The organism is Pseudoalteromonas sp. SR45-5 (genome assembly GCF_014163565.1).
GTDB lineage: Bacteria > Pseudomonadota > Gammaproteobacteria > Enterobacterales > Alteromonadaceae > Pseudoalteromonas > Pseudoalteromonas distincta.
The window spans coordinates 1-4669 of sequence record NZ_JACJDN010000309.1 but is presented as its reverse complement, the minus strand read 5'-3'; the positions used below and the strand labels follow the sequence as shown (position 1 = coordinate 4669).

General features: G+C 36.3%; 4 protein-coding genes. 2 read left to right on the top strand and 2 right to left on the bottom strand.

Features of this window, described 5'->3' with window-relative positions:
- Positions 1-803: patatin family protein (locus tag H5072_RS12170; RefSeq protein WP_182693669.1), on the bottom strand; the 803-nt coding region annotated here is incomplete at its 3' end.
- Positions 804-970: 167 nt separating this feature from the next.
- Between H5072_RS12170 and H5072_RS12165 the strand changes: the two genes are divergently transcribed.
- Positions 971-1843 (top strand): SMP-30/gluconolactonase/LRE family protein, encoded by an 873-nt coding sequence (locus H5072_RS12165; RefSeq protein WP_182693668.1) that lies wholly within the window; start codon positions 971-973, stop codon positions 1841-1843.
- A 239-nt stretch (positions 1844-2082) separates the two neighbouring features.
- Here H5072_RS12165 and H5072_RS12160 read toward each other — a convergent pair whose 3' ends face one another.
- Positions 2083-3522, bottom strand: coding sequence for a diguanylate cyclase domain-containing protein (locus H5072_RS12160; protein ID WP_182693667.1), 1440 nt, complete (start codon positions 3520-3522; stop codon positions 2083-2085).
- Between the two features lie 197 nt (positions 3523-3719).
- Between H5072_RS12160 and H5072_RS12155 the strand changes: the two genes are divergently transcribed.
- Positions 3720-4613: a cation diffusion facilitator family transporter gene (locus H5072_RS12155; RefSeq protein WP_002960617.1), complete on the top strand. Its 894-nt coding sequence runs from the start codon at positions 3720-3722 to the stop codon at positions 4611-4613.
- Positions 4614-4669: the final 56 nt, after the last annotated feature.

The following is a 4669-nucleotide window of genomic DNA, read 5'->3' as shown; positions in this document are numbered from 1 at the left end:
CCCATATTGTAACCACTATTAAGTATTTCAAACTTTTTAGTGGCTCGGCCAACTTTAAAATTAGTCGGTGGAGCAATAATATTGATTTTGCAGTCATTTGGTGGATTCATAATAAAATCGATAGACTTATTATAAAAATTAGCCCTGTTTAAGGTCGTTTGAATTAATGCTGGATAGTTTTTATACATTTTTTTAGTAAGCCAAGGTGCCTTACTTAGCTTTTTACGATAGCCTAAACATTGAGACAAAATAACGGTGATTTCGCGTGCACCCATTTCGTAAGCTTTTATAACCGGAATTGAATCAGCAACACCGCCATCGGTCATCGCTATGTCATTAATAATAGGGTAGTCACGATATGCAATGGGTATAGCGCATGATGCTTTTAATTGATGCACCATATCGGCGCTGGTGGCTTTTAAATAGTGTGCTTTGCCTGATTCGATTGCCGTAGATACAATATAAAACTCTTGTGGAGTTTGTTCGAATACCTCTGTATGAAGGCGTATTTCGCGAATTGTTTCTTGCCATAACCAATCTAAATCAAATAAATGACCACCTTTAATAAAGCGCGCTAAATTAATAAATTCAGGACGGCATGAATAGTCGGTAATCACTTTATAATTTCGCATTGGTTGTTTGCATAAAAATGCGGCTATATTAGTTGCTCCGGCTGAAACACCAAAATAGCGTTCAAACGGGTGGTATTGCTGTTTTAAAAACTCATCAAGCACACCTGCGGCAAATATACCGCGCATTGCACCGCCTTCAACGACGAGTGTGTTTTTATTATTGTTGTTCATGGCCAATCCTTTTTATGAAATTTGATGTTATCAACTCAGTCTAAAAAATGCGATAGAGATTACTGAAGATGATAAAAAATTAAAGCCGGGTACACATCGCGAAACTCACTGCTTTCTGGTAAGGTTTAGTATTACAAGGCTTTGTTAATAATAAAGAATAACTACTTATGTTTGATCCTAGCGTAACCATTTTTGAAAGCACACAGAGTCAGCTTGCAGAAAGTCCTCTTTGGCATCCTATGCTGAACACTTTTTTTTGGGTCGATATAAATAAAAAATTACTTTTAAGCAAAAATATACACAGCGAAAGCCAACTAAAAACCGTGAATATGCCCGATACGCTCAGTGCAATAGCGTGGATTGATGAGCAGCACTTATTGCTAGGGACAAGTACTGGTATATACAAATACCATATTAATTCAAGCACTCGCCATCTTATCCTTAGTATTGAAAATACACAGCTAAATCGACGTTCAAACGACGGCCGTGCTGATCCATGGGGTGGCTTTTGGTTAAGTACAATGGATGTAAATGCTAAAAAAGGGGATGGTAAAATATACCGTTATTATAAAAACCAGCTTAAAGCCGTTGTAAGTGGTTTGAGTATCCCAAATGGATTGTGTTTTGATAAGTCCCGTTTACGCGGTTATTACTGCGACTCTTTAACTAGTTGCATTTATGTATTAGATTTGGATGAGAAAACTGGTGAGCCTTGCGCTGAGCCACGTGTTTTTTATCAATTTAATAATACTGATGTTGACCCCGATGGCTGCGTAACCGATAAATTAGGCAATTTGTGGCTAGCTGTTTGGGGAATGGGATGTGTTATGTGTTTATCCCCAAGCGGTGAGCTAATTAAAACAATAGAGCTTTGTGCATTAAAACCGACGTGCACCGCCTTCGGTGGTGAAAATGCTGAGTTGCTACTTGTAACATCGGCATTTGATGAAGCGATTAATAATACTGTTGGTGAACAAGGCGCTGTATTTCAGATCTCCGGTATAAAAAACGGGCAGTTTGAGCCGCCCGTTTTACTGTAACTTGTAATTTTCAGTGATGATTAGCTTTTAGGCGTAACCCACATAACACCCACTTCTTTTTTAGTTACTAAAACCTCAGTACCGGCGATAATTGGTTGCTCACTTTCAACGCCTTACTTAACTTACTACGCGTAAATCACTGAGTAGTTGTATTGTTTATAATTTCAGGTGTATGGACTATCACTACAGCAAACTTTAAAGCACTAAAACTCACTGCAGTGCGGCTCCTTAGTCGGTTTTTAAAAACTAGCTATTTTATTTCTACCTGTTTCTTTTGCGTTATAAAGGGCTATGTCGGCGTTAGTTATAACCTCTTTGGGTTTTGTTTTGTGATTGGGTATGAAACTATAAAACCCAATGCTTAAAGTGAGGTATTTACTTACAGTTGAAAAGTTATGTTCAATTGCGAGTTCTGCGATTTTTTCCTGAATAAGAACAGCAAACCTTTGACAGTGTTCTGTGTCGACTGCAGGTAAAACTATCGCAAATTCTTCACCCCCGAAACGAGCTGCTAGATCACCTTCGCGTTTACAAATATTGTGTAGCGCTTTGGCCACTCGCTTTAGCACTTCATCGCCAAGCTGATGCCCATAGTTATCGTTATAACGCTTAAAAAAATCAATATCACACATAATTAAACTGATAGATTCTTTATTACGTGCACAACGCTTAATTTCGCATTTTAAAGTCTGATCAAAACAACGTCTATTAGCAATGTTTGTAAGGCCATCCGTATTGACTTGTTTATTGAGTTTTTGGTTGGCGTTAATGAGTTGCTGCTGAGTTTGTTGAAGCTCTTGCTTATAATTTAAATTTTTGAAAGCATTAGCAAGCATTTCACCTACTAACCTTAGGCGAATAAGGTCTAAATCTGTCCAGTCTTGCTTTTGAATTACACAATCACAGCCAATAAAGCCAACCAGTTCTTTGTCATAGCGTAAACCAATGCAAAGTACCGATTTTATTTCTTGTCGCTGGAAAATCGTTTTTTCGCTCATTGCTTGAATGGGGAGCAAAGATACATCATTCACTCTGAATAAATGGGTACGGGCCATCGAACTAAAAAAATAAGGGAGGTCGCTTTTTAAAAGGTTTTGTAAGTCGTCTTTAAAAGCTTTGATACCATCATTGACCCATTCGTGAGTGTTATTAATAGTTTTACCATCATCGGAAAACTTAAAAAGATAACTCCTATCGGCATTGCAAACCGTACCGACTGCTTTTAATGCATAGTTGATATGCTTATCAACATCGTCATTTTGAATATCAATTAAGTCAGTTGAGATGTTCGATATAATATTATCAAAATCATATTGTTCATCCACGTTGTTATTTAATATATCGATAATAATAATGGAGTTTGAATTAGGTAAATTTGCAAATTTTACGTTGAGTAGCAATTTGGATGATTGTTTCGATAAAATAAACTGGCATTGGTTATTTGCCGTAAAATAATCAAAGAATAACTCCTCGATCAACAGATTTTTTTTACTGTGATGATTGGTTAAAGTGATGTGTGAAAAATCAGTTTTATAAAAATGTGATTGGTCTTTTAAGTCAAACAAGTCCTGTGCCTGGCTGTTAACTTTAAATATATCTTCATTTGCATCATAAAGTAATACACAAAACGGCAATAACTCCAAGTTTTGCCATGCTTCTTCTGATAGGTTATTACTCACTCAACTCTCCATGTGTCCAAGCCATAATTAAATTCTTTTTCTTTACTAACTATTAGCACATTTTTTTTGATTTACTAAGTTTTTAGTGCGTTTGCGGGCAGTACGTATTATAATTGATACTGTATATCATTACCCATTTCTACTCTAAGCCATCTTTGGCTTATTTGCACTTTAAGTATAGGTTATTCAAGCATTTCATGACAGAAATCACTACACACCAAGCTTCTCGTCGTCGGTTACTAATTGCGCTAGCAATTACGTGTTCGTTTATGGTAATTCAGGTTATAGGTGCTTATTATTCTAATTCGCTTGCTGTTCTTGCTGATGCGGGGCATTTGTTTGTTCACAATAGCTCGTTATTCATCGCACTGATAGCATCAAGTCTCGCTATTCATTTTGCCAAAACCTATAACGATGGCCATCAACGAGCAGAGCTTTTTGGTGGCCTAGTGAACGGGTTTTTATACCTAGCAATCAGTTTAATTATTTTGTATGAAGGTGGTGAGCGCTATATACACCAACATGAAGGAAATGAGCTGGCTATCAATAGTTATTTAATGTCGGTTATTGCTGCTATTGGTTTTTTATTTCATGGGGCTGCTGCATGGGTTTTATATAAAGGCCGCAAAGCGAGTATTAATGTGTACGCGGTATTTTTACACTCATTCTTTGATCTGATTTCTACCGTATCGACATTTGTTGCCGGTATTCTTATATATTTTACAGGCTGGGTTGTAATCGATATTTTATCGAGTATGTTAATTGCTTCTTTCGTATTATTCACCGGTATTAAGGTCATAATTAGTTGTATAAAAGGTTTACGCCTAAATAAAGCGAAACTTCCTAAAGTTACTGATATTGAAAGTAAAATTACAGATATGGAACATGTTCATAATGTCCATAATGTCACTGTAACGCGCAAATATAATGGTATTGTAGTAGGCGCACACGTTGTCCTTAAACAACATTGTACGATTGAAAAACATGATGAAGCGTGTCGTATGAAAGTAGAGCAATTATTAGCCGAAAAATTTAATGTACGTAATAGTGTATTACAAATTGAAAGCCATGAATGCCATCATATCCATTAATAGCATCTAATTAATATAAAAGCGTGTAATAATGATTAGCACGCTTTTAATGTTTC

What these genes read in the sequence shown, in the direction of transcription:
- H5072_RS12165 (WP_182693668.1), top strand. Translation starts at nt 971, where the DNA reads ATGTTTGATCCTAGCGTAACCATTTTTGAAAGCACACAGAGTCAGCTT.
- H5072_RS12155 (WP_002960617.1), top strand. Translation starts at nt 3,720, where the DNA reads ATGACAGAAATCACTACACACCAAGCTTCTCGTCGTCGGTTACTAATT.